The sequence below is a fragment of the Nocardia sp. NPDC050408 genome (assembly GCF_044458905.1).
GTDB lineage: Bacteria > Actinomycetota > Actinomycetes > Mycobacteriales > Mycobacteriaceae > Nocardia.
The window spans coordinates 1,000,616-1,022,703 of the sequence record NZ_JBITIL010000002.1 but is presented as its reverse complement, the minus strand read 5'-3'; the positions used below and the strand labels follow the sequence as shown (position 1 = coordinate 1,022,703).

General features: G+C 65.6%; 23 protein-coding genes. 8 read left to right on the top strand and 15 right to left on the bottom strand.

The annotated features are described in order from the left end of the window. Positions 1-10 precede the first annotated feature (10 nt). The 7 genes from ACIBJI_RS09505 to ACIBJI_RS09475 all read left to right on the top strand — a co-directional run bounded on the left by ACIBJI_RS09505 (position 11) and on the right by ACIBJI_RS09475 (position 6,358). Positions 11-778: an SDR family NAD(P)-dependent oxidoreductase gene (locus ACIBJI_RS09505; RefSeq protein WP_364342934.1), complete on the top strand. Its 768-nt coding sequence runs from the start codon at positions 11-13 to the stop codon at positions 776-778. After that, positions 778-2,016: a CaiB/BaiF CoA-transferase family protein gene (locus tag ACIBJI_RS09500; protein WP_364342931.1), complete on the top strand. Its 1,239-nt coding sequence runs from the start codon at positions 778-780 to the stop codon at positions 2,014-2,016. The genes ACIBJI_RS09505 and ACIBJI_RS09500 overlap by 1 nt, the downstream gene beginning before the upstream one ends. Next, entirely contained in the window at positions 2,010-2,843 is an 834-nt protein-coding gene (locus ACIBJI_RS09495; RefSeq protein WP_364342928.1) for an enoyl-CoA hydratase-related protein, read from the top strand. The genes ACIBJI_RS09500 and ACIBJI_RS09495 overlap by 7 nt, the downstream gene beginning before the upstream one ends. After that, positions 2,836-3,981: a thiolase family protein gene (locus tag ACIBJI_RS09490; protein ID WP_364342925.1), complete on the top strand. Its 1,146-nt coding sequence runs from the start codon at positions 2,836-2,838 to the stop codon at positions 3,979-3,981. The genes ACIBJI_RS09495 and ACIBJI_RS09490 overlap by 8 nt, the downstream gene beginning before the upstream one ends. Positions 3,982-3,992: 11 nt before the next feature. Next, complete coding sequence (locus ACIBJI_RS09485) at positions 3,993-5,141, top strand: acyl-CoA dehydrogenase family protein (RefSeq protein WP_364342922.1); 1,149 nt, start codon at positions 3,993-3,995, stop codon at positions 5,139-5,141. A 93-nt stretch (positions 5,142-5,234) separates the two neighbouring features. Further along, complete coding sequence (locus tag ACIBJI_RS09480) at positions 5,235-5,855, top strand: TetR family transcriptional regulator (RefSeq protein WP_364342919.1); 621 nt, start codon at positions 5,235-5,237, stop codon at positions 5,853-5,855. A gap of 77 nt (positions 5,856-5,932) precedes the next feature. Then, the gene (locus ACIBJI_RS09475) at positions 5,933-6,358 is read left to right on the top strand and encodes a hypothetical protein (RefSeq protein WP_364342916.1); all 426 of its coding nucleotides are present in this window, start codon (positions 5,933-5,935) and stop codon (positions 6,356-6,358) included. Between the two features lie 47 nt (positions 6,359-6,405). Here ACIBJI_RS09475 and ACIBJI_RS09470 read toward each other — a convergent pair whose 3' ends face one another. The 5 genes from ACIBJI_RS09470 to ACIBJI_RS09450 form a co-directional block, all read right to left on the bottom strand. After that, entirely contained in the window at positions 6,406-6,543 is a 138-nt protein-coding gene (locus tag ACIBJI_RS09470; RefSeq protein ID WP_364342913.1) for a hypothetical protein, read from the bottom strand. 57 nt (positions 6,544-6,600) lie between these two features. Then, positions 6,601-7,614, bottom strand: a complete 1,014-nt coding sequence (locus ACIBJI_RS09465) for an NADPH:quinone oxidoreductase family protein (protein ID WP_364342906.1) — start codon at positions 7,612-7,614, stop codon at positions 6,601-6,603. Between the two features lies 1 nt (position 7,615). Next, entirely contained in the window at positions 7,616-8,386 is a 771-nt protein-coding gene (locus tag ACIBJI_RS09460; RefSeq protein ID WP_364342903.1) for an enoyl-CoA hydratase-related protein, read from the bottom strand. 229 nt (positions 8,387-8,615) lie between these two features. After that, positions 8,616-9,611: a phosphotransferase family protein gene (locus tag ACIBJI_RS09455; RefSeq protein WP_397083746.1), complete on the bottom strand. Its 996-nt coding sequence runs from the start codon at positions 9,609-9,611 to the stop codon at positions 8,616-8,618. A 29-nt stretch (positions 9,612-9,640) separates the two neighbouring features. Beyond that, positions 9,641-10,942 carry an acyl-CoA dehydrogenase family protein gene (locus ACIBJI_RS09450; protein WP_397083671.1) on the bottom strand — a complete coding sequence of 434 codons (1,302 nt, stop codon included), beginning with the start codon at positions 10,940-10,942 and terminating at the stop codon, positions 9,641-9,643. Positions 10,943-11,027: 85 nt separating this feature from the next. On the opposite strand from ACIBJI_RS09450, the gene ACIBJI_RS09445 reads away from it, so the two are divergent. Then, positions 11,028-11,474 carry a VOC family protein gene (locus ACIBJI_RS09445; protein ID WP_364342897.1) on the top strand — a complete coding sequence of 149 codons (447 nt, stop codon included), beginning with the start codon at positions 11,028-11,030 and terminating at the stop codon, positions 11,472-11,474. A gap of 10 nt (positions 11,475-11,484) precedes the next feature. Here the strand turns inward: ACIBJI_RS09445 and ACIBJI_RS09440 are convergent, their stop codons facing one another. Genes ACIBJI_RS09440 through ACIBJI_RS09395 form a run of 10 tightly spaced genes read right to left on the bottom strand, consistent with a single transcriptional unit; the run spans position 11,485 to position 22,086 of the window. Continuing rightward, a complete protein-coding gene (locus ACIBJI_RS09440) occupies positions 11,485-12,339 on the bottom strand; it encodes an ABC transporter permease (protein ID WP_396958090.1) in 855 nt (284 codons plus the stop codon). A 1-nt stretch (position 12,340) separates the two neighbouring features. Then, positions 12,341-13,183, bottom strand: a complete 843-nt coding sequence (locus ACIBJI_RS09435; RefSeq protein WP_364343105.1) for an ABC transporter permease — start codon at positions 13,181-13,183, stop codon at positions 12,341-12,343. A gap of 4 nt (positions 13,184-13,187) precedes the next feature. Then, positions 13,188-13,841: a hypothetical protein gene (locus ACIBJI_RS09430; RefSeq protein WP_397083669.1), complete on the bottom strand. Its 654-nt coding sequence runs from the start codon at positions 13,839-13,841 to the stop codon at positions 13,188-13,190. 30 nt (positions 13,842-13,871) lie between these two features. Further along, on the bottom strand, positions 13,872-15,167 hold the full coding sequence (locus tag ACIBJI_RS09425; protein ID WP_364342888.1) for an MlaD family protein: 1,296 nt from the start codon (positions 15,165-15,167) through the stop codon (positions 13,872-13,874). After that, positions 15,164-16,276 (bottom strand): MCE family protein, encoded by a 1,113-nt coding sequence (locus ACIBJI_RS09420; RefSeq protein WP_397083667.1) that lies wholly within the window; start codon positions 16,274-16,276, stop codon positions 15,164-15,166. The genes ACIBJI_RS09425 and ACIBJI_RS09420 overlap by 4 nt, the downstream gene beginning before the upstream one ends. Continuing rightward, positions 16,273-17,382: an MlaD family protein gene (locus ACIBJI_RS09415; protein WP_397083665.1), complete on the bottom strand. Its 1,110-nt coding sequence runs from the start codon at positions 17,380-17,382 to the stop codon at positions 16,273-16,275. Before ACIBJI_RS09415 ends, ACIBJI_RS09420 begins: the two co-directional genes overlap by 4 nt. Next, entirely contained in the window at positions 17,379-18,431 is a 1,053-nt protein-coding gene (locus ACIBJI_RS09410) for an MCE family protein (protein WP_397083663.1), read from the bottom strand. The genes ACIBJI_RS09415 and ACIBJI_RS09410 overlap by 4 nt, the downstream gene beginning before the upstream one ends. Before the next feature lie 5 nt (positions 18,432-18,436). Next, positions 18,437-19,474: an MlaD family protein gene (locus ACIBJI_RS09405; RefSeq protein ID WP_364342875.1), complete on the bottom strand. Its 1,038-nt coding sequence runs from the start codon at positions 19,472-19,474 to the stop codon at positions 18,437-18,439. Beyond that, positions 19,471-20,772 (bottom strand): MlaD family protein, encoded by a 1,302-nt coding sequence (locus ACIBJI_RS09400; RefSeq protein ID WP_397083660.1) that lies wholly within the window; start codon positions 20,770-20,772, stop codon positions 19,471-19,473. The genes ACIBJI_RS09405 and ACIBJI_RS09400 overlap by 4 nt, the downstream gene beginning before the upstream one ends. Positions 20,773-20,790: 18 nt before the next feature. Next, positions 20,791-22,086, bottom strand: coding sequence for a cytochrome P450 (locus ACIBJI_RS09395; protein ID WP_364342869.1), 1,296 nt, complete (start codon positions 22,084-22,086; stop codon positions 20,791-20,793). Positions 22,087-22,088 lie beyond the last annotated feature (2 nt).

The following is a 22,088-nucleotide window of genomic DNA, read 5'->3' as shown; positions in this document are numbered from 1 at the left end:
AACTTACCGAATGGCAGCCAGGAACGAACTTTTCGAGCTGACCGGGCGGGCCGCGATGGTCACCGGCGCGGCAGGCGGTATCGGCTCCGCGGTGGCACATGCCCTCGCGGCGCAGGGGGCCGCAGTGCTGGTCACCGACCGCGATGCGGATGCGGCCGCGGCCGTCGCCGAGAAGATCACCGGAAACGGTGGTAGCGCGGCGAGTTTCGCCCTCGACGTGTCCGATCGGGCGGCCGCCGACGCCGCGGCGGCCAAGGCGGCCGAATTGGCCGGCGGCACACTGCATATCGTGGTGAACAACGCCGGTGTCACCGATCCGCACATGTTCGCCGATACCAGCGTCGACTCGATGCGGCGACTGTTCGAGATCCACACGCTGGGCACCTTCAACTGCTCGCAGGCTGCCTTGCCGTATCTGCCGACCGACGGCACCGGGCGCATCATCAACGTCACCTCGTCGGCCGGGCTGGTCGGCACGCTGGGGCAGGTCAACTACTCCGCGGCCAAGGCGGCCATCATCGGCATCACCAAATCCCTGGCTCGCGAATTGGCGCGCAAGAACATCCTGGTGAACGCGCTCGCGCCGTTGGCTGCCACGCCGATGACCGAGACCATTCGCACCGGCGACAAGTTCGCGGCGCAGATGTTGAACCGAATTCCGTTGCGGCGCTGGGCCGATCCGGCGGAGGTGGCCGGTGCCTTCGTCTTCCTCGCCTCCGATGCCGCCTCGTTCGTCACCGGGCAGGTGCTGCCGGTGGACGGCGGCATGGTGATGTGATGCCGGGTACGGCGCAGGCGGGACCGTTGGCGGGGATTACCGTCGTCGCCCTGGAACAGGCGGTGTCGGCGCCGATGTGCACTCGCACACTCGCCGATTTCGGTGCCCGGGTGATCAAGATCGAAAATCCGGACGGCGGCGACTTCGCCCGGTATTACGACGATGTGGTCGAGGGGCAGGCGGCGCATTTCGTCTGGGTTAACCGCGGCAAGGAATCGGTGACGCTGGATCTGAAAAAGCCTGCGGGCGTGGCGATTCTGCATCGTTTGCTGGATCGTGCCGAGGTACTGGTATCGAATCTGGCGCCGGGTGCGACCGACCGGCTCGGTCTCGCACCGGCGGATCTGGCCGAGCGGCATCCGGATCTGATCGCGGTATCCATCGACGGTTTCGGCTCGGGTGGGCCGCTGTCGCACAAGCGCGCCTACGACCTGCTGGTGCAGGCCGAATCGGGGGTGTGCGCGGTCACCGGGTATCCGGATGCCCCGGCGAAACCGGGCCCGCCGATGGCCGATGTCATCACAGGACAGTATGCGGCGCTGTCGATTCTGGCATCGATGTGCGGACGGCAGCGTCGAGGATCCGATGCGGGCGCGACGATCGCGGTCAGCTTGTTCGACACCATGGCCGACGTGATGGGCTATCACCTCACCTACGCCAGGCACTCCGGAATCGATATGCAACCGCTGGGTATGAGCTCGGCGGCGGTCGCGCCCTATGGCGCCTACCGAACCGCGGACGGACAGACCGTGGTGATTGGCACCACCAACGATCGGGAGTGGCAGCGGCTGGCCCGCGACATCATCGACCGTCCCGACCTGGCCGACGACGAGGGCCTGCGCACCAATCCGGACCGCTGTAAGCGGCGCGACATCCTCGACGAGGCCATCGGATCCTGGTGCGCCCGACACGATCTCGCGCGGATTCAGGAACTCGCCGACGCCGCCGGGATCGGCAACTCCCGCTATAACCTGCCCAGCGAGGTTATCGCCCACCCGCAACTGTCGGCCCGCGATCGCTGGCGCAGCATCGACACCCCATCCGGCCCGATCCCGTCGCTGCTGCCACCGGCCATTGTCGACGGTTTCGATCCGCCCATGGGGGCGGTTCCCGGTCTCGGCGAGCACACCGACGCCGTGCTGTCCGAGATCGGCTGCGGCGGTGCGGAAATCGACGAACTTCGCGCGGCGGGTGCAATCGGTCCGGCATATCGCCAACCCGCGGAGCGGGCATGCTGAGGTCGCTGCTGACCGAGGATCGTGACGGCGTCCGAACCTTGACCCTGAACAGGCCACATCGCAAGAACGCGATCGATGCCGAACTGTGGCAGGCGCTGGCGGATGCGCTGCGGGCCGCCGCGGTCGATCGCTCCGTGCGAGCACTGGTGCTCACCGGGGCCGGTGGTGCTTTCTGTTCCGGCGCGGACATTTCGGTGCCCGATAACGGACATCCGGTCTATCGCATGCGGGCATTGACCGATGTGGCGTTGCTGCTGCACGAACTGCCGATGCCGACGGTCGCGAAGGTGAGCGGTATTGCTGTCGGCGCCGGATGGAATCTGGCGCTCGGCTGCGATCTGGTGGTGGCCACGCCCGAATCCCGTTTCTCGCAGATCTTCGCCCGCCGCGGACTTTCGCTGGATCTGGGCGGCTCATGGCTGCTTCCGAAACTGGTCGGGCTGCAACAGGCCAAGCGGTTGGCATTGCTGGGCGAAATGATCGACGCCGAACAGGCGCGGGAACTGAACCTGGTGACCTGGGTGGTTCCCGCGGACGAAATCGACGTCTACGTCACCGATCTCGCTGCGCGGCTGGCGGTGGGGCCGCCGGTGGCGCTGGCGCAGACCAAGGCGCTGCTCAATACGGGCGCCGATCACACCTTGCGCGAAGCGCTCGCGGGGGAGGCCGCCGCGCAGGGCCTCAATTTCGCGACCTCGGACGCCCTGGAGGCGTTCGCGGCCTTCGCCGAGAAACGGGAACCGCAGTTCGACGGTCGCTGGACCGTGCACAGACCACCGGTCCGCGGCGCGGACCGGTCCGAACAGGGGAGTACAGCAGATGCGTGAGGTAGTCATCGCCGCAGCGGTGCGGACCGCGATCGGCAAACGCAATGGCGGACTGTCGGGTACGCATCCCGCCGATCTGTCGGCGATCGTGCTCAATGCGCTGGCGGGCCGCTCGGGCATCGACCCGGCGGTCATCGACGACGTCATCTGGGGTTGTGTCTCCCAGGTCGGCGACCAGTCCAGCAATATCGGGCGCTATGCGGTGCTCGCCGCGGGCTGGCCGGAAACCATTCCGGGAACCACGGTGAACCGGGCCTGCGGATCCAGCCAGCAGGCCCTGGATTTCGCCGCGCAGGCGGTGGCCTCGGGGGCGCAGGAGGTCGTGGTCGCGGGTGGCGTCGAGGTGATGAGCCGGGTGCCGCTGGGTGCCGCGCGCGCCGACGGCATGCCTTATGGCCCGAAAGCTCTTGCCCGCTATGACGATTTCTCGTTCAACCAGGGCATCTCCGCCGAATTGATCGCGCAGAAATGGGGTTTCGACCGGACCCGGCTCGATGAGTTCTCGGTGCTGTCACACGAACGGGCCGCCGCCGCCCAGGATCGCGGCGCGTTCGAGGAGCAGATCGTCGCCGTCGCAACCGATTCCGGGACGGTGATCGCCGACGAGGGCATCCGACCCGGCAGCACGGTCGAGAAACTGGCCGGGCTGAAACCCGCCTTCCAGGCCGATGGCGTCATCCATGCCGGTAACTCGTCGCAGATCTCCGACGGCGCCGCGGCGCTGTTGGTGACGACTGCGGAAAAGGCGCGCGAGTTGGGGCTGACGCCACTGGTGCGGTATCGGGCCGGCGCGGTCACGGGTGCCGATCCGGTGCTCATGCTGACCGGTCCGATTCCGGCCACCGAGAAGGTATTGCGCAAGGCCGGTATCGGTTTGTCGGAGGTCGGCGTCTTCGAAGTGAACGAGGCATTCGCCCCGATCCCGCTGGCCTGGCTGGCCGAAACCGGGGCCGACCCGGACCTGCTCAATCCGCTGGGCGGCGCGATCGCCCTGGGCCACCCGCTCGGCGGCTCCGGCGCCGTACTCATGACCCGGATGATCCACCACATGCGCGACAACGGAATTCGCTACGGCCTGCAGACCATGTGCGAGGGCGGCGGCACCGCCAACGCCACCGTCGTCGAACTCGTGCACTGAAGGAGCCGACCGTGCGCCGAGACATTTTCACCCCAGACCACGAGGCATTCCGGCAGCTGGCCCGCGAATTCATCGATAAGGAGGTGGTGCCGCACTACCCGGATTGGGAGCGGGCCGGGCAGATGCCGCGCGAAATCTTCGAGCGGATGGGCGAACTCGGCTTACTCGGCACCGCGATCCCCGAGGAATACGGGGGTGGCGGCGTGCGGGACTACCGCTTCAATGCCGTGCTGCAGGAGGAGGCCTACCGCGCCCTCGTCACGCTCAGTACCGTCCGCACCCAGATCGACGTGATCCTGCCCTACTTCTTGGAATACGCCGATGCCGAACAACGCGACCGCTGGTTTCCGGGTCTGGCCAGCGGCAAGCTGCTGACCGCGATCGCCATGACCGAGCCGGGCACCGGCTCGGATCTGGCCGGTGTGCGTACCACCGCGGTTCGCGACGGCGAGGAGTACATACTCAACGGCGCCAAGACATTCATCACCGGTGGCCTACTCGCGGATCTGGTGATCGTGGTGGCCCGCACCTCGTCGGATCCGGACAACCGGCGCGCGGGCCTGAGCCTGATCGTGGTGGAAAGCGGCCGAACCGGATTCACCAAGGGCCGGGTCCTGGACAAGCTGGGCTGCAAGGTACAGGACACGGTGGAGTTGGCATTCGACAATGTGCGGGTCCCGGTGGCGAACCGGCTCGGCGCCGAGGGACAGGCGTTCTCCTATCTCGGCCACAATCTCGCGCAGGAGCGGATCACGGTCGCCGTGGGCTCGGTGGCACAGGCCAGGGCCGCGATCACCGCGACCATCGAATATGTGCAGCAGCGCAAGGTTTTCGGCCAGCCGGTGGCGGCGTACCAGAACACGAAATTCGAGCTGGCCGCGCTGTCGACGGAGGTGGAGGCGGCCCAGACGATGGTCGATCGGGCGGTGCTGGAATTGGTCGCGGGACAGCTCTCGGGTGCCGATGCCGCGCGGGTCAAGCTGTTCTGCACCGAGGTACAGGCGCGGGTGGTCGACCGCTGCTTACAACTGTTCGGCGGCTACGGCTATATGACGGAATATCCCATCGCCCGGCTCTATGCCGATGCGCGTGTCGCCCGCATCTATGCCGGTACCAGTGAGGTGATGAAAATGATCATAGCCAAATCTCTGGGGCTGTGAGCCAGCGCAAAAATCGGGCCACCTGAGACCCTTGTCACAGTGTCGGAACCAACCTACTGTGTCTTCAGTAGGTTGATCGAACGAAGGAGTTCGGTGTCCGATCCCGAAACCGGTAGCCCGCGGCCATATGAGACGTTGCTAGCCAAGGGTGAGCACCGCAAGCTGCAGATTCTCGCCGTCGCACAGCGACTGCTCACGCGCAACGGCTGGCGTAATACGACGCTGGCGCAGATCGCGCGGGAGGCCGGAGTCAGTACGGCCGGGGTGCTCCATCACTTCGAGTCCAAGGAGCAGCTGCTGCATGCGGTACTCGAAGCTCGCGACACCGACGACGAACTCCATTCCGACCGCCGACGCGATCTGATCGAGCAGCTCGAAAACGTCGTCGACCGGTTCCGGCGCTCGCCGGATCTGGTCGGCATGTTCACCGTGCTGCTCGTGGAGAACCTCGACCCGGATGCGCCGCTGCACGATCGCCTGCTCGGTCGGTACCGAGCCGCCGTCGCCACCATTGCCGGCGGCATCCGACGCGGCCAACGCGCAGGCCGCTACCGCACCGATCTGGACCCTGCCATCAAGGCTGTGGAGATAGTCGCATTTCTCAACGGGATGGAAACCTCATGGCTGCTCGACCCCTCGATACCACTGAACCGGGTCTTTACGGAGTACGTCCGCTCGCTCGAGCGCGAGCTCATGCCCGCAAGCACCCTCTGAGATATCGGCTGGCGGTCATCGCCCCCGATGTCGCCGACGTGGTGCGGTATTCCGGCGGTTGGCTATTCGATCGGGCGATGGCCGGATGGGAGGTGACGGTCTGTGTCGGCGCCGCCGCCGATATCCGACCGCTGCGGATCCTCGGGGCAACCGTGCTGGATCTGGAGAGCTCGCTGGCATCGCTATCGGATGTGAGCGTATGGCCGAACGGAATCGCAGTCGCCGCAAAGGTTTTCGAGACCGATCCGCGGGTCCACCAGGGCGTGCTGAAGAATATCGAGGAGCGGTCGCTGGAGGTGACCGTCTGGGGTGCGGACTGTCCGGGCGAACTCGATTGCCGCACCGAGGGCGTGCAGCACCGACTGAGCGTGGCCGCGCAAGCGTTCAAGGCACGGGCGCTGGCGGCCTTGGCGCATCCGGTCGACGCACTCGAGGCTGTGGAAATGTTCCGCTGCAGTGAAACCCCGGATCACTTGTCTGCGGATCTGCTTCCGGTGGGGTGAGCTATGGCCGAGCGCCCGGTGCACTCGTACCGGGCGCTCGTGACGGCTTACGCCGAGACATCGAGCGGGACCTGGTTCGAGCGCGCCATGGGGGCGACTCCATCGACGAGTTCATCGCATAGGCGCGCCTCACCCACGGGTACGGTGGCTTCGGCGCAGATATTGCCCCACGATGATCCGGTCATGAGCGACGTGCGCCGCAACACCATCTCCGCTGCGTCTCGATCACGTCGTCGACCCGGTTATAGTGGTTCGAGTTGGTGGTCAACAGGTTTGGCTGCCTCGGATGATGCCTTCGGATCGAGCAGGATTTTGCCAATGGCCTGCCCGTCGGCGACCCGCCGTAGTGCGGTGGCGGCCTCGGTGAGCGGATACACCGCGCTGATGTGCGGGAGGACGCGGCCGGTGGTCAACAGTTCTCGCAGTTCGTCCTCGTTGCGGCGGAATTCGGCCGGGTCCAGGTCTTGGAATTGGAAGCCGAGTATGTGAATTCCCTTGACCAGCACCAGATTCAGTGGGATCCGTGGAATCTCGCCGGAGGCGAAGCCGACGGTGACGAATCGACCGCCGCGGCGTAGCGACCGCAGCGCGGGCTCGGACAGTCGACCACCGACCGGGTCGACGACGGCATGGGCGCCGTCGGGCAATGCCTCTTTCAGCGCCGCGCGCAGGTCTGCGCTGGTGTGGTCGATGAGCTGGCTGGCACCGTGAGTGGCTGCGGCGCTGAGCTTTTCGGCGCAGGAGGCGACCGCAGTCACCTCGGCACCCAAACGGACCCCGAGCTGTACGGCCGCAAGCCCAACTCCGCCACCTGCCCCGAGTACGAGCAGCCGGTCCCCGGGCTGAACCCGGGCTACCGAACGCAGTGTGTGATACGCCGTCCGGTACGCGACGCCGAACGCCGCCGCACAATGGTCGTCGACTCCGTCGGGGATGCGGCCGAGTCCAGCGGCGGGCACGGTTACCTCTTCTGCGAACGCCCCGACGATTCCGGTGCCGGTGACCCGGTCACCGATGGCGAATTCGGTGACGTCGTCGGCGGTTTCGGTGATGGTGCCGGCGAATTCACTGCCGGGCACGAACGGTGTCGGCACCTTGATCTGATATTCGCCCGCGACCACAAGGACATCCGGAAAGTTGACCGCGGCAGCGCCGACCCGCACTCGAACCTGTCCCGATTCGAGTGCGGGCGACGGACGGTCTTCGATGCGCACGACCTCCGGCGGCCCGTAGGCCGGGCAGATCACCGCGCGCATATCACCGGCCTCGCCAGTTCGGCGTGCGCTTCTCGGCGAACGCGCGTGCGCCTTCCTGGGCGTCGTCGCTGCCGAATACCGATGCCTGCCACTTGCCGAGCCGTTCGGTGGCTGCGGCGGCATCCGAAACCGCAAGGCGAGCCAGCTCTTTCGAAGCGGCCAGCCCGAGCGGTGCGTTGGCGGCGATGCGCTCGGCCATGGCCAGTGCGGTCGAGAACACCGCATCCGGTTCGGCTACCGCGTTCACCAGCCCGATCCGTTCGGCGCGTTCGGCGTCGATGAGATCGCCGGTCAGCAGCAACTCCAGTGCGATGCCGAGGGGGATCCGGGTGCCGATGAAGGTACCGCCGCCACCCGCGAACAGTCCGCGCTTGACCTCGGGGAAGCCGAATTTCGCCGCCGCGGAGGCCACGATCACATCGCAGCCCATCAGTAGTTCCAATCCGCCACCGACGGCGCTGCCATTGGCCGCGCCGATCACCGGCACGCTCACCTGTCCCTTGGTCAGCCGCCCGTAGGCCTCGGCTTCCGCACCGCTGCCGAAATCTTCGCCACTGGCGAAGGCGCGCAGGTCCATTCCGGAACAGAAAGCGCGATCACCGGTGCCGGTGAGCACGACGGCCCGCACCAGCGGATCGGCTTCGGCCGCAATGATCGCCGCACCGATTCCGCGCATCATGGTGGCGGTCAAAGCATTTCGCGCATCTGGACGATTGAGCCGAACGACCATGACCGGGCCGCGCCGGTCCAGCAAGAACTCCGCGTCGCTCATGGCTGCGCCTCCCTGGCGCTCGGCTCCGAAATGACCAACAGGTCGCCTGCGTTAATCGACAGTGCCGCGCCCGGATACCTTGCTGCGCCGCCCTCTCCGGTTGCTCGTCGAGCGTAGTGATACTGCGGTCGAATGCGGCGTGGACGATCACTACTCGGGTGCGTTCGACGGCACCCTCCGAACCGAGGCTCGATACCGCAGAAGCTATCTCGACGCGGTACTAGCTCGCTCATGACCTGTACTCCGTACTCTCGGCCAATTCGGCTGCGGCGCGCATAGTGTCGAGCACAATCGGGCCGAACGCCGACAGCTTGATATCCCCCTTGGCGCGTTGGAAACCGCGCTCGAGCACGATCGCCAGCTTCCACTTGGCCAGGATCAGGTAGTAGTCGATATCGTCGACCTGACGCCCGGACACCTCCGCGTAGTGCGCGAGCATCCGCTCACGCGAGGGCATGTACTGCATATTGGCGTAGCCCTTGGTAGCCACGGCCGGGTCGCTGGTGTCCTCCGGCCACCCCTGCAGCATCCAGCCGAGATCGAGCTTCGGGTCGCCGACCGTACCCATCTCCCAGTCCACCAGCGCGGCCAGCCGCGCCGGGCCGCCGTGCTTGAACATCACATTGGCGAACTGGTAGTCACCGTGCATCAGGCCCGGGATGTAGTCCAGCGGGCGGTGGGTGCGCAGCCACTCGGTGGCCACATCCATGCCGTCGAGCGTGCGCGCGCCGTCGATCTTGTCGTAGAAGTTCAGCCACCGCGACACCTGCCGCTCGTGGTAGCCGTCCGGACGGCCCAGATCCTGCAGACCTTTCGCCTGCCAATCCACCTTGGACAGCAATGCGATTCCCTCGGCCAGCTGGTAGCCGAGTCCGGCCCGCGCCTGTAGGTCGGAGTCGAACGGCTCCGGCCAGATGCCGCGATGGTCCATCGGCGACCAGCCGTCGACGAAGCCCATCAGGTAGAAGGTGCGTCCGAGCACCGAGGAGTCGGTGCAGACTCCGACGGCGGCGGTATGCGGGACATCGGTGCCGTCGAGGGCCTCGATGATCCGCCACTCGCGCAAGATGCCCGCGTCCCGGTCTGCGGGCGCCTCGGCGGGTGGGATACGCAGGACACTCAGGTGTTCGCCGCGACGGATCTGATAGATCTCGTTCTGGGTGCCGCCGGACAGAAAGCGAGTTTCGAGAGGTTCGCCCTTACCAGGCAGACCGTGGCCGTCCATCCAATCGGCGAGCCGGGTGGTATCGATGCTCACTGGTTCCCTACTTCATGCTCGAGATATTCGGCGAACTTCGCCCGGGCGGCTTCCTGCTTTCCGGGAATCCATTCGGTGGGCCACATGCCGTCGGTGGGCTGGTAGTCGCGCAGCACTTGCTTGGCGACGGTGGTCTTGTGCACCTCGGTCGGCCCGTCGGCCAGTCCCATGACACCCGCTCCGTGGATCATCCGGAAGAACGGCATCTCATTGGTGGTGCCCAATGCGCCGTGCACTTGCATTGCGCGCCAGGCGATATCGTGCAGCACCGTCGGCATGACGATCTTGGCCGTGGCAATGTCCTTACGGACCTTCTTGTAGTCGTTGTACTTGTCGATCTTCCAGGCGGTATGTAGTACGAACAGCCGGAACTGGGCCAGCTGGGCATAGGAATCGGCGATATAGCCCTGGACGAACTGCTTATCGGCCAACCGGCTGCCCGCCGTGGTACGCGACAGTGCCCGCTCGCACATCATGTCGATGGCCTTCTGCGCGAGTCCGATGGTGCGCATCGCGTGGTGGATGCGGCCGCCGCCGAGACGGGTCTGCGCGATGACGAAGGCCTGGCCCTCGCCGCCGAGCAGGGATTCGGGGGGCACGCGCACATTTTCGTAATGGATGAGTGCGTGGCTGCCACCATTCATCGGCTCGCCGTAGAGGCCGACATTGCGCACGATCTCGATACCTGGGGTATCGGTAGGTACCAGGAACATCGACATCCCCTGGTACGGGCTCACCTCCGTATTCGTCACGGCCATGACGATCAGGAAGGCGGCGGTTCTCGCATTGGAGGAGAAGAACTTCCAGCCGTTGATGATCCAGTCGTCACCGTCGCGCACCGCCCGGGTCTCGAACCGGGTCGGATCGGCGCCCGCCTGCGGTTCGGTCATCGAATAGCTGGAGAACAGCTCACCATCCAGCAGCGGCCGCAGGTAGCGCTGTTTCTGCTCGTCGGTGCCGTAATGCGCGATGATCTCGGCATTGCCGGTATCGGGCGCCTGGCAGCCGAAAACGATCGGCGCCCAAGAGGAACGGCCCAGAATCTCGTTGAGCAGCGCGAGTTTCAGCTGGCCGTAGCCTTGGCCGCCCAACTCCGGTCCCAGATGCGTGGCCCACAGGCACTGTCGCCGCACCTCCTCCTTGAGCGGCTGGATCGCCTTGCGCCGCGCGCCGTCCAGCGGCACGAATTGCTCGTGCTCCCAGACGAGGTCGAGCGGTTCGACCTCCGCGCGCACGAACTCATCGGCCCAGTCCAACTTCTTCTGGTACTCCGGATCGGTCTCGAAATCCCACGCCATTGCATCTCCTCTCGTTCAGTGAGAATATCCTTCTCGTGATCAAGAACGCAATTCTTTGTGTGGGAGCGGAACCGGAGGTCCGATTGTGAAGGCCGAGGATCAGTTCCATATCGGGATCGTGGCGACGGACTTCGAAGCCACCGTGGCGACGCTGTCCGCGGTGCTCGCCAGCGAGTGGGGGCCCGAGATCGGCGGGCCGGTGGCGGTGCACCTGCCCGACGGCGAACAAGCCGTCGTGGAGTTGAAATGTCGGTACTCGACGACCGTGCCGCGGTTGGAAGTCGTCCGCAGCGTGGCGGGCACGCTGTGGGAACCGGTGGGGGAGGCAGGGATTCATCACATCGGCTACTGGTCCGACGATGTGGCCGCCGACACCGCCGAACTCGTGCGCCACGGATACGTCACCGAGGCCACCCGGCCCGCCGACGCCGGGCGGCTGTTCTTCGCATTTCTACGCGGCGCCAATGGTTTCCGGGTGGAACTGGTCGATCGGGCGGCGGAACCGGACCTGGCCCGGTGCTGGGCGCCGTAACGACGGGCGATCACCCGCTGATTCGGGCCCCCGAGTCGAACCCCCACAGTGCCAGTGTCATCAGCAGGTTAACGCAGATCATGACGGTTATGCTGGCCCGCATCGCGCGACCGGCGGCGATACCGACGCCCACCGGGCCGCCCGCGGAGTAGTAGCCGAAGTAGCACTGGATGGTCGTGGTGATCACGACGAAGACGACGGCCTTCGTCAGCGAGTACACGACATCGGTCGCACTGAGCACCATGCGGAAGTAGTGGTCGTAGGTGCCGGGTGATTGGCTGCCCGCGATGCCGATGGCGAACTCGACCGCGACGAAATTCATTGCCAGACAGACGAGATAGAGCGGGACTATGGCGGCCACCGAGGCCATGAGCCGCGTCGTCACCAGGTAGGGGATGGACCGGATGGCGAGTGTTTCCATCGCGTCGATCTCCTCGGCAATGCGCATGGCACCGAGTTGGGCGGTGAATCTGCAGCCGGCCTGTGACGCGAAGGCGATGGACGCCATGATCGGCGCCAGTTCACGGGTCGACGCGGTCGCGGAGACCAGACCTGTCGCCGGGCCGATGCCGAGCAATTTCAATGCGCTGTAGCCCTCGATCCCCACCAGTGCGCCGCCGCTCGCGCCGAGCACGACAATGATGCCCGCCGTACCGCCGCCGACGATGAGAGACCCGTTGCCCCAGGTGATGTCCGAGATCAGGCGCAGTAGTTCCCTGCGGTAATGGCGCAGGACGATCGGAATGGAGGCGAGCGCGCGCAGGAAGAATATGGCCATATGCCCGAGGCGCATGGCGCCGTGCAGCGGTGCGTCCGCAACGCGGAGCACCTGCCCGATGTGCAGCGGATAGTACGGTGCGGCCATCTCAGAGCGCCTGCCGTGGGAAGAGCATCGTGTACATCTGGGTGAAGCCCACGTTCACCACCATGAGCAGCACGATCGAGGCCACCACGGTGGCATTGACCGAATTCGCGACGCCGCCGGGACCGCCCTTGGTGCTCAATCCCTTCTGGCACGCGACGACGGTCACGATGAGCCCGAACACCACCGCCTTGACCACCGCAAGATACATATCGCCGATGCGCGCGAACGAGGAGAAGGTGGCGATGAAGCTGCCGGGCGTACCGCCCTGGACATAGACATTGAACATATATCCGGCGAGGAATCCGACGAACGCGCTCAGCCCGGTCAGTCCGACCGCGACCAGCACCCCGGCGGCCACCCGCGGCACCACCAGCTTGCGCAGCACCGAAACGCCCATCACCTCGAGCGCGTCGATCTCTTCTCGGATGGTGCGGGAGCCGAGGTCGGCGCAGATCGCCGAGCCGACCGCCGCCGCCAACAGCATCGCGGTGACGACCGGTGCGGCTTGCCGGATGACCGCGAGACCGCTGGCCGCACCGGCGAGCGAGGTCGCACCGACCTGACCCGCGATCAGCCCGAATTGAATCGATAGGGTCGCGCTGATCGGCAAGGCCACCGCGACGGTCGGCAGATATGAGGTTTTGATCATGAAAGCGGCCTGCCGCACGAACTCCTTGAACGCGAAACGGCCTGTCGCGATGTCGATTACGAGATACTGCACCGCACGCACACCCAGGATGAACTGGGCGCCTACGGTATCCAGCGAGGCGACCGGATGACGGTTCAGATAGCCGCGGCCCCAGTTCCTTATCCGGGTGACCGACGGTGCGGAGGATTGATCGATCACATCACACCAGATCCACTTTGCTGGCCAGCCAGCTGTCGCCGACCCGCTCCATGGTCATGACCATGCGGCTGCGATCGATCCGTGGATCTGGGCTCACCGAGTTGGTGACCTCTTGATCGATGAACAGCATTACCTGGACGCGGTCCTTGGTCGCCGACTTGATGCTGGAGTCCACGATGCGCCCCTTGCTGATGGCCTTGTGCTCGACCAGCAGTGTCTTCAATTGGTTACTGGATTGGGTGTATGTGTCTTTGAATTCGCCGGTCGCGCCATTGATGACAGCGGCGAAATTCTGGTCGATATTCTGCGAATCGATGCTCGTCAGCGTGACCGCGTAGGTCTGCGCGGTGCTCGCGGCCTGCCGGGCCGCGGTATCGACCTGGCTGCGGTCGTGCAGTTTCCAGCCGAGCACGCAGGCAAGCACCGAGGCAGATACCGCGACGAAGGCGGTCGCGCCGACCACCGCGCGCGGCACCCAACGACGCCGCCAGAAGGGTGATGTGGCGTCCGCGCCCACGGGCGAGTCCTCGGCTACCTGGTCCGAATCGCTTGTCTCGGTGGCTGTTTCCTTCTCGGGCACGGATGGGTTGTCGGTGTCCGAGCCCGAGTCGGTTGTCTCGGTAGCGTTTTCGGTCTCCAGCACTGATTTCTTCATCGAAACCTCCTGGCCTTCGTTGTTGGTTTGCTACTTCGGCGGTACATATGCCGGAACGTATGCACCGCCGTACGGTGTCGGGATCGACAGCGGCCCCTGCGGTGTCGGATCGGCGGTCGCCAGCGGATCGACTCCGGGCGGGGGGTGCGCGGTGTCGTCGCCCGGGGGCCGTGGCGCGTTGCGGGCTCCGCGCGGTAGGAGCGTCGGATCCGGGTCGGTGCAGTAGGCGTACAAGTAGGGTTCGGGATGGTTCGCGACGGTGACCGGCAGGCGCGGCAGGTCGTAATCGCACTGCTTTCGTGGATAGATGCTGGCGATCGCCCAGAGCGCGCCGTCGTGGAATGCGGTGCCCAAAGCGTCTGCGGTAGAGCCGGCCCGCTGCGTGGGGAAGAACAGATTGTTGATCGCCGGTACGTGCACGTATGACATCTGGGCCACGGTCGCGAGATTGCCGAGCAGTTGGACCATGGTCGGGGAGTTGTCGGCGATGATCTGGTCCATGGTCCGCAGCGCCTCCGGCCCGACGTCGAGCAGGGTGTCGAACCCGCCCGTCATCGAATTCACGCCAGCGGCAGTGCGTTCGAGATCGGCCGCGGTAGCCGCCAGAGCCGGTCCGAGCTCGCGTGCGGTGCCGAGCACCACCTCGCTGGTGCGCAGCAGACTGACAGTCTGCGGAAGTACCGCACCGAGTGTGGTGATCAGGAAGGTGCCACCATCGATGATCGCCGCCAGCTTCTCCGGCGCCGCCGAACTCGCGCCCAACTCGTGCACGATCGCCTGCAGTTTGTCGGGATCGAGTTGTGCGATGGTGCCGTTGAGGTCGCCGAGCAACTGTGCCAGCTGCACCGGCACTGCGGTCCGGTCCTTGCCGATGACCGCGCCGCCGGCTAGATAGGGGCCACCGGAGTTGGTCGGAACGAAATCCAGGTATTGCTCACCGGCCATCGACAATCCGGCCACCCGGATCGCACTGTCGGTCGGGATCCTGGTGCCTGCCTCGATCGACGCGACCGCGACCACTTCGCCGTCGACGATGTCGACCGAAGACACGCGGCCGACGCGGACACCGCGCACGGTGACGTCCCGGTCGGGCAGCAGACCACCGGATTGCGCCAGGTGGACCCGGATCTGGTAGGTCGACGCAAACGGGTTCAGCTCGAGCGATCCGAACAGGACATACGTCGCTCCCGCTATCAGCGTGGCCACCAGGGCGACCAACGAGACGACGAGTCGATGACGGACCAACCGGTCGGTGACTGCGAGGACCGCGCCCGCCGCCGACTCCAGACGGACGCCGAAGGCACGATTCGGGTCCGGGCGGTTCATCGTCCCGGTCCGATCACTCGGCCGTACAACCGGCCCAACGAGTACGCCAACGAACCGGCGAAGTTCTCCCAGTCGGTCTGGCTCGGCACCCGGGCTTCCGGATTACCCGGGAAGTTCGGGTCGGGTGCCGCTCCGAGCGCTATCTGATAGATATCGGCGTCGGCGGTGGCGGCTGCGGCGTTGGCTATCTTGCCACTGACGATGGCTATGGTGTGGTTCAGCGGGGCGAGGTTGGCGTTGGGGTCTATCGCGGCGGTGTTGAGTCCGGCGGCGAGATTGTTGAGGTCGGTAACAAGGCTGCGCTTTCCGGTTCCGTTGATCGACGGAAACTTCGCGAGCTGGCCGGCGATCCGATTCAACTGGGCTGCGAGATCCACGATGTCCTGGGTGCTGGCGGCCACAACATCCAGGGCCGGGCTCGCGGCGGCCACCACATCGTTGACCGCCGACTGTTGCGCGGCCACGGTGGCGGTCAGCGTTGCGGTGTCCTGCACTACCGCCCGGATCTGGTCCGATCGCGCCGAGAGCGTCCGGACCAATGTGGTCGTTTGGGCGATCAGCTCACCCATGCGGTCGCCCCGCCCACCGAATTCGGCGCCGAGACCGTTGATCACCTTCGTCAGATCTCGGATCACACCACCGTTGACCAGCAATGCCGCCCGGGCGAGTACTTCCTCGATGGTCGCCGCCGCCGAGGTCGACGATTGCGCAATGCTGTCCCCATCGTGCAGCACCGCGGCACCGGGAGCCGGATTCGGTGGCGGATCGAGTGCGACGAATACATCGCCGAGCGGTGTGGCCGACCGCAATTCGGCGGTCGTGCCCGTCGGTAGCAGCACCTCGGATCGGATCCGCAGGGTGACCACGGCGGCGTAATCGCGTGCCGTCATGGACTCGACCTCTCCGACATCGGCGCCGTCGACCTTCACCTTGGCCTTGGTCGGGAGGTTGAGCGCGTTGGCGAAGGTGGCCGTCAGCGTGAACGTGTGCGATCCGACCGATGGCGCGGGCAGCGGCATCCGATCCAGCCCCATCGAACAAGCGCTCGCCGGTACCACGCACAGCAGCACGACGGCGGCACTGGTGAAAGTTGCTTTCCTGGTAATCATTTCGGCAAACCCGCGATTCCGGCCAGCATGGCCACGATGCCGAAGTCCGGCCCCATATCGGACAATTTCCCGGTGTTGCAGCCGAGCTGTTTCAAGTCGAGCAGGTTGCACACCTGCTTCACCATCTGCCCGTCCAGCACGATCTTGTCCACATTCACGTGCACCCGACCGGCGCCCACGTTCTGGTCGATCACGGCATAGGCGTTGTCTACGACCAACGGGAACAGATCCATGAATTCCGCGATGTTGCGGTTGTAATCCGACAGACTCTGGAAGATGACGTTCGCACCGCTCGCCGTACTCGACAGGGCGCCACGATTGCGCTGCATGAGATCGGTTGTCCCGGTGAGGATTTCGTTCAATTTCGCGCCGGTGTCGCCGGTGCCGAGATTTTGTTCGGCGAGCAGCTCACTCAGCTGGCGGACCCCGCTGCCGAACTCGCGGATCGTCTCGTCGTTGCGCGCGGCCGCGGCGGACAGCGAGTCCAGATTGTGCACCAGAGTGGTTATCGCGTTCTTGGTGGCGGCGCCATGATCGTCGCCCATGCGCAGCGCTCGGGACAGCTGGTCCAGCGCGGCCTTGATCTCATCGCCGTTATCCGTTGCCACCGCCGCGCCGACACCGACCGCGTCGGCAATCGGGCCGTGCCCCTGCCCGTCGCCCTGCAGTGACGTGGACAGCTTCTCCGCCATGGCCAGCAGACTGTCGAACTCGACCGGCGTCTTCGTGCGATCGGTACCAAGCGTCGCCCCGGCCGCCAGGGTCGGTCCGCCGCGGTAGACCGGGGTGAGCTCGATGTGCCGGTCGGTCAGCACCGAATCCGAGACGGTCACCGCCGTGACATCGGCGGGAATCCGCACCGAGGCGTCCACCCGCATCGTCACTTCGACATGCGCGCCACGTTGCTCGACGCGGTCGACCTTACCGATCCGCATGCCGAGCACATCCACCGGATTACCGACGAAGACACCGGCGGCGCTGTCGAAATGCGCTGTCACGGTGATGGTTTCGTTCAGCCGGGACAGCGGAGCGCCGGCTGTCCCGGCGATCAGCGCGGTGGCCGCGAGTACCAGAACCAGCTTCACGGGACGGGGTAACGATCTCATCGACAGTCCTCCGAATAGGGGGGCAGCTGGATCTTCGCGCGGCCGACCAGCGCACACATGAAGGAGTCGATGAACGCTCCCGAGGACGCGTTGGCCTCCAGTTCCGGCCCGGAGCCGCTCAGGTCCGCCCAGCTGCGCCAGGGCACCGGCAGGATCTGCAATATGTTGCGCAGCAGGTCGTCGTGCCGGCTGAGCATCTGAACCAGCTGGCCGAGGTTGTCGAGCAGGGATTGAATTTCGGGCTGGTCGTCCACGACGATCGGTTGCAGTGTCCGCACCACATTGCTGGTGGCTGCGATGAGGGCGGCAATGGCCTGCCGCTTGGCCGCGACCTCCCGCAGCAGGTCGCGGCCCTGGTCGAACAGCACGCCCAGGCCGGCCCGTTGATTCTCGATGACGGTGGTGAGTTGGCTCGTGCTGGTCAGCAATGTGCCGATCTGCCCGCGTCGTTCCGCGATCACACCCGACAGGATGGTGACGTTCTGCATCACCGACGGAACCAGCTGTGGCAGCCCCTGTAGCTGGGTGGACAGTTCGGTGAGCGCCTGGCCGACCTTATCGGCATCGACCTGAGTGAAGGTGGTCGTGGCATCGGCCAGGGCCGACTGCAGATCATAGGGAACATTGGTCTGCGCCAAGGGGATTCGGCCATTCGGCAGCGCACCGGAACCGGCCGGTGCGAGTTCCACATACCGATTGCCCAGCAAGGTGGTGAGTTTGATCGACGCGGTCGTGGCGGGGCCGAGCGCGACATTGTCGGCGATGCTCAGCGTGACCGTCACGTGTTCACCGGCCAACCGCAGGCCGACCACATGGCCGACCGGCACGCCCGCCACCGTCACCTGATCGCCGGCACCGAGCTGCGCGGCCTGTGCGAAATCCGCCTCCAGACGTCGCTCACCGATATCGAGCGAATTGACCACCAGTGCGGCGGCGACCGCGACTACCAGCAGCGCGATCGCCGCGAATCCGAGCCAGGGCCTGCTGAGTTCTTCGAGTTGCCGACGCGCGATTCGGGTGCGGCTGTTGTGATTCCACGGTATGCGCATGCGCCTCACCTGCACTTGGAGGTGTGTTGGGCAACCCCGCCGGGGGATACCGCGTCGACTATTTGCGGAATCAGCGGTGTCAGGCCCGGGACTAGCGACACGGTCACATCGCAGATGTAGGCGTCGACGTAGCCGCCTTCCTGCGTGATGCGGGCCAGTCCTTTGAGAACCAGTGGCAGGTTGTAGCCGAGGTATTCGAACTTGCCCTTGTTGTCCAGGAAGTGCTGCGTGAATCCGGGTTCCCGAGTCAGGAATTCGACCAGGGTGGGCTGGTCGGCAGCCACGATCTCCGACGCTCGGCCGACCACCTTCGCGATCTGGTCCACGGAATCGAATAGTGCTCGCTGCTGTTGTTGCAGGCCCTCGAAGACGGCTCGTGTCTGGTCGATCACCGTGGTCAGATTTCCGCTCTGCTGGGCCAGATTGCCGACGATGGTGGCGAGATTCGAGATGACCTGTCCGAGCACCTCGTCCGGCCCGGCGAACGATTCGGCCAGCCGGGTCGTCTCCGCGATCAGCGTGGTGATCGAGCCGTTGTCGCCCTGCAAAGCCTTGATCAGGGCAGCGGTGATGTTGTCGACCGCGGTCCGGTCCAGTGTGCCGAACAACGGCTCGAAACCGTTGAGCAGCTTGGAGATATCGAACGACGGCTCGGTGTGGTCGACCGGAATCTCGGCACCGGGTTTCAGTACGGTCGGGTCGCCGTGGTTGCCCATGGCTACACCGAGATAGCGCTGACCGATCAGGTTCTGATACGTCACCGATACGGTGGTGTTCCCGGTGAGCACCTGATCGCTGTGGATCCGGAAACCGACCCGCGCGAGCGTGCCCGCCAACTCGACCGATTCGACCCGGCCGACCCGTACCCCGGCCATCCGGACGTCATCGCCGACACGCAGGCCGGAGACGTTGGTGAACAGCGCGGAGTACTCGGTGGTCTCGCCGCCGATGCCGCGCTGCAGGGTGATCGCGACCGACCAGCTGAGCAGCGCCGAACTGATCAGGAAGGCGATCAGCACGAGCAGTGATCCGCGATAGCTCATCGGGTGCCTCCGCTCGGGTCCGGCGTGATCGAGACATTGGCGCCGCGGGCCAGCGGACCGAACAGAATGTCCGCGGCGGCATTGGGATTTCCGCCGAGGATGTCCGCGATCTGCTCCTGTTCGGCGGGACTGCCGACCGGCCCGATATCGCTATCGAGCAGCGAGGCCGGCGGTTGGAAGCGGCGCGGATCCAAGCCGGGCGGCAAACCCTCGGCCGGGGCGGGTGTCGCCGGACCGCTCGCGCAGTTGGGACCGGCCAGCTCGCCGTATCGGGGGCAGTCCGCCGCGGTGTACTGCCGGTTCGGTGTGAGCTGCACTATGACGCGCGGGGTAAGCCGTTGTGTCTGCGGATTCCACAACCCGTTGAAACGGGTGATCGTTCGCGTCAGCGAAACACTGATCTGCGGAAACTTGCTCGCACCGTCACCGAATGCGCCGAGGGCCGGTGACATATGCGTGGTGATTTCGATGATCTTGTCGGTGTTGTTGTCGAGTCCGGTGCCGACGGTGCCGAGCGTGTGCAGGCCGCCGGACAGCAGCGCGGTGAGTTTCGCGCGCTGCTGTGCGAGCGTCTGCAGCGGCAGTATCGCCTGATGCAGGGCGTCGAGCAGATCCGGTGCCGCCGACTGGAGTTCACGCATCGCCGCCGAGAGCGAGTCGAGCGTGGACGGCACCGCCTGCACCGAGACGACCTTGTCGAGTTCGACGACGATATCGCGCAGCCGTGCCGCCGCATTCTCGATGCCTGCGCCGCGCCCATTGGTGGCTTCGGCGAGGATCGCCAACATGCCCACCGCGTTATCGGTTTCGTCCCGACCGACCGCGGCGATGATCCGCCGCAGCTGATCGAGCGAGGTCTGCAGGCGCACGGTCGCCAGGCTGTGATCCTGGCTGATGCGGGCTCCCGAAGTCAGCACCGGTGCCGCACCGTTGTAGACGAGTTGTACCGAGGGCACCGCGAACACGTTGCTCGGCACCACCCGCGCGGTCACCGTGGCCGGAATCGTCTGCGCGAGGTGGGGATTCAGCTCGATACGGACATCGTTCATTCCGCTATCGGCGGCGGGCGTCACCGCCGTGACCAACCCGACGCGAACGCCTTGGAATTTCACATCCGACTTGGCGGGCAGCCCGTCGCCGACATTCGCCATGACTGCCGTCACCGGCACGGACTTGCGCAGTGCCCCCCGGGAATTCGCGACCATCAGTGTGGCGGCTGCCGCGATAGCGACGATGCAACAGACACCGGTCAACAGCAGGCGAACCGAGGAGGGGCCTCGGCCGTCTGGCTCGAACATGATCGACACGAAATCCACTCACTCTCGCGGGGCGGACGCGTCTCGTGGCGTGAATCGGATGTGCAGATCGGAGAGCCCGCGCAGGATGTAGGTCGGCTCGTAGCGGTAGCGGCGGTCGTCCGCGGGACCGTGCTCATCCGCATTGATCGTGATGTCCAGCATCCGATCCAGAATTCGTTCGAGCGATACCCGACCCTCCACCCGTGCCAGCGGACCTCCCGGGCAGGAGTGCACACCGCGTCCGAAAGCCAAGTGCTCGCGGAAGTTCGCGCGATCGAGGCGGAACTCGTGCGGGTTCTCGAACCGGTTCGGGTCGCGGTTGGCCGCACCGGGGCAGAACATGAGCGTGGATCCGGCCGGTACGTCGACCCCACCGACCTCGGTGGACCGGCGGGCGAGCCGGAAGCCGCTCTTGACGGGTGCGTGCATGCGCAGTGTCTCCTCGATGAAGACCGGGATGCGGCTGCGATCGGCACGCAGCGTCCGCTGCAGCTCCGGATCGTCACCGAGCACGCGGACCGCGGCGGCGAGCAGCTTGGCGGTCGTCTCCTGACCCGCGGCGAAAACGAAGGTCGCCGAACGGACCACATCGAGGACCTCGGGGGTCGACCCATCCGGATATTTCGCCAGCGCCAGCGAGGTCAGCACATCATCGCGCGGCTCGCGCCGCCGATCGCTGATGTAGGCACTGAACTTCTCGTCGAGCCACTCCAAGGGATTGATGCCCACCGCTACCTTGTCCAGCGAACCGACCTGGCTGCCGGGTCGCTCGGCACCGAGCACGACCCGGAACTCCTGGTGGTCCTGCTCCGGAACGCCGAGCAGGTCGGCGATTACCAAGAGCGAGAACGGTTTCGCGTAATCGGCGACGAATTCGGAGCGGCCGTTGGCCAGGAATTCGTCGAGCTGGCGGTCGGCCAGCCGCCACATGAACTCCTCGTTCTCCTTCAGCCGCGCCGGCGTCAACAGCCGGTTCAGCACCGACCGCGCATAGGTGTGCTCCGGCGGATCCATCGTGACCATGTGCTCGTACATGGGCAGTTGGGTGCGGTGCTGCTCGATCTGCGCGCTGATGTCTTCGCCTTCGGGCTGGAACGGCAGTGGCGGGAACGGGCCGCCCACCGCGATGCACGACGAGAACGTCTCGGCGTCCCGCAGTACCTCGGAGACCTCCTCGTATCCGGTCACCGCGAGGACGTTGTAGTGCGGCTCCCGGGTCACCGGGCACTTGGCGCGTAGATGGTCGTAATACGGATAGGGATCGGGCACGAGGGCCGGATCGGTGAAGTAGTCGATGGTATCGAAATCGGTCATCG

What these genes read in the sequence shown, in the direction of transcription:
- ACIBJI_RS09425 (WP_364342888.1), bottom strand. Translation starts at nt 15,167, where the DNA reads ATGAACCGCCCGGACCCGAATCGTGCCTTCGGCGTCCGTCTGGAGTCG.
- ACIBJI_RS09475 (WP_364342916.1), top strand. Translation starts at nt 5,933, where the DNA reads ATGGCCGGATGGGAGGTGACGGTCTGTGTCGGCGCCGCCGCCGATATC.
- ACIBJI_RS09455 (WP_397083746.1), bottom strand. Translation starts at nt 9,611, where the DNA reads ATGGACGGCCACGGTCTGCCTGGTAAGGGCGAACCTCTCGAAACTCGC.
- ACIBJI_RS09440 (WP_396958090.1), bottom strand. Translation starts at nt 12,339, where the DNA reads ATGGCCGCACCGTACTATCCGCTGCACATCGGGCAGGTGCTCCGCGTT.
- ACIBJI_RS09460 (WP_364342903.1), bottom strand. Translation starts at nt 8,386, where the DNA reads ATGAGCGACGCGGAGTTCTTGCTGGACCGGCGCGGCCCGGTCATGGTC.
- ACIBJI_RS09505 (WP_364342934.1), top strand. Translation starts at nt 11, where the DNA reads ATGGCAGCCAGGAACGAACTTTTCGAGCTGACCGGGCGGGCCGCGATG.
- ACIBJI_RS09405 (WP_364342875.1), bottom strand. Translation starts at nt 19,474, where the DNA reads ATGAGCTATCGCGGATCACTGCTCGTGCTGATCGCCTTCCTGATCAGT.
- ACIBJI_RS09495 (WP_364342928.1), top strand. Translation starts at nt 2,010, where the DNA reads ATGCTGAGGTCGCTGCTGACCGAGGATCGTGACGGCGTCCGAACCTTG.
- ACIBJI_RS09400 (WP_397083660.1), bottom strand. Translation starts at nt 20,772, where the DNA reads ATGTTCGAGCCAGACGGCCGAGGCCCCTCCTCGGTTCGCCTGCTGTTG.
- ACIBJI_RS09500 (WP_364342931.1), top strand. Translation starts at nt 778, where the DNA reads ATGCCGGGTACGGCGCAGGCGGGACCGTTGGCGGGGATTACCGTCGTC.
- ACIBJI_RS09450 (WP_397083671.1), bottom strand. Translation starts at nt 10,942, where the DNA reads ATGGCGTGGGATTTCGAGACCGATCCGGAGTACCAGAAGAAGTTGGAC.
- ACIBJI_RS09470 (WP_364342913.1), bottom strand. Translation starts at nt 6,543, where the DNA reads ATGACCGGATCATCGTGGGGCAATATCTGCGCCGAAGCCACCGTACCC.
- ACIBJI_RS09465 (WP_364342906.1), bottom strand. Translation starts at nt 7,614, where the DNA reads ATGCGCGCGGTGATCTGCCCGGCCTACGGGCCGCCGGAGGTCGTGCGC.
- ACIBJI_RS09430 (WP_397083669.1), bottom strand. Translation starts at nt 13,841, where the DNA reads ATGAAGAAATCAGTGCTGGAGACCGAAAACGCTACCGAGACAACCGAC.
- ACIBJI_RS09420 (WP_397083667.1), bottom strand. Translation starts at nt 16,276, where the DNA reads ATGATTACCAGGAAAGCAACTTTCACCAGTGCCGCCGTCGTGCTGCTG.
- ACIBJI_RS09415 (WP_397083665.1), bottom strand. Translation starts at nt 17,382, where the DNA reads ATGAGATCGTTACCCCGTCCCGTGAAGCTGGTTCTGGTACTCGCGGCC.
- ACIBJI_RS09490 (WP_364342925.1), top strand. Translation starts at nt 2,836, where the DNA reads ATGCGTGAGGTAGTCATCGCCGCAGCGGTGCGGACCGCGATCGGCAAA.
- ACIBJI_RS09410 (WP_397083663.1), bottom strand. Translation starts at nt 18,431, where the DNA reads ATGCGCATACCGTGGAATCACAACAGCCGCACCCGAATCGCGCGTCGG.
- ACIBJI_RS09395 (WP_364342869.1), bottom strand. Translation starts at nt 22,086, where the DNA reads ATGACCGATTTCGATACCATCGACTACTTCACCGATCCGGCCCTCGTG.